Annotated in this window: 1 protein-coding gene; it reads right to left on the bottom strand. The window is 57.4% G+C overall.

The features are described from left to right. On the bottom strand, positions 1-1,189 hold a 1,189-nt coding region (gene ppsA, locus A3730_RS26735; RefSeq protein WP_082872550.1), incomplete at both ends, for a phosphoenolpyruvate synthase.

Here is a 1,189-nt window from a genome sequence, read left to right as displayed (position 1 = left end):
GACGTCCTGGGGCATGGAATCGTAGTTCAGCAGTGCCTTGGGATGCACACCGATCATGCGGTTGATGATGAACTCCAGGCGGGCCAGGCCCACGCCCTGATTCGGCAGGCCGGCGAAATCAAAAGCCCGGTCCGGGTTGCCCACGTTCATCATGATCTTGAACGGCAGCTTGGGCATGGACTCGATAGAGTTGCGCTGAATATCAAACTCCAGCTGGCCTTCGTAGATCTTGCCGGTATCGCCTTCTGCGCAAGAGGCCGTGACTTCCTGACCATCCTTCAGGAGTTCAGTAGCATCGCCACAACCCACGATGGCCGGCACACCCAGTTCACGGGCAATAATGGCCGCGTGACAGGTACGACCGCCACGGTTGGTAATAATGGCCGCGGCACGCTTCATCNCCGGCTCCCAATCCGGGTCGGTCATGTCCGTCACCAGTACATCACCGGGCTGGACCTTATCCATTTCCTTGATGCTGGTCACAATGCGTACTTTACCGGCGCCAATCCGCTGGCCGATGGAACGCCCTTCCACCAGTACTTTGCCGGTTTGCTTGAGCAGGTAGCGCTCCATCACGTTCACGTCGGAACGGCTTTTCACGGTTTCCGGACGGGCCTGAACGATGTACAGCTTGCCATCGTCGCCATCCAGCGCCCATTCGATATCCATGGGCATGCCGTAGTGCTTTTCAATTTCAATCGCCTGGCGGGACAGATTCTCGACCTGTGCGTCAGTCAGGCAATAGCGGATGCGTTCATCTTTGTCCACGTCCACGATTTCAACGGACTTGCCCGCGCTACCTTCAGCGCCGTAGATCATTTTCTGCATCTTGCTGCCCAGATTGCGGCGCAGTACAGCAGGTTTCTTGTTCAGCAGGGTTTTCTTGTGGACGTAGAACTCATCCGGGTTAACCGCACCCTGCACGACCATCTCGCCCAAACCGTAGGAAGCAGTGATGAATACCACGTCCTTGAAGCCGGATTCGGTATCCATGGAGAACATCACGCCCGCAGCGCCCGTCTCGGAGCGCACCATGCGCTGCACACCGGCAGACAGGGCGACCAGCTTGTGGTCAAAGCCCTGGTGGACGCGGTAACTGATGGCGCGGTCGTTAAACAGGGAAGCGAACACTTCTTTGACCGCGATCATGACGCTGTCCACGCCACGAATATTCAGGAAGGTTTCCTGC

It is taken from the genome of Alcanivorax sp. HI0044 (genome assembly GCF_001634945.1).
This window is presented reverse-complemented; position numbering and strand designations above follow the sequence as displayed.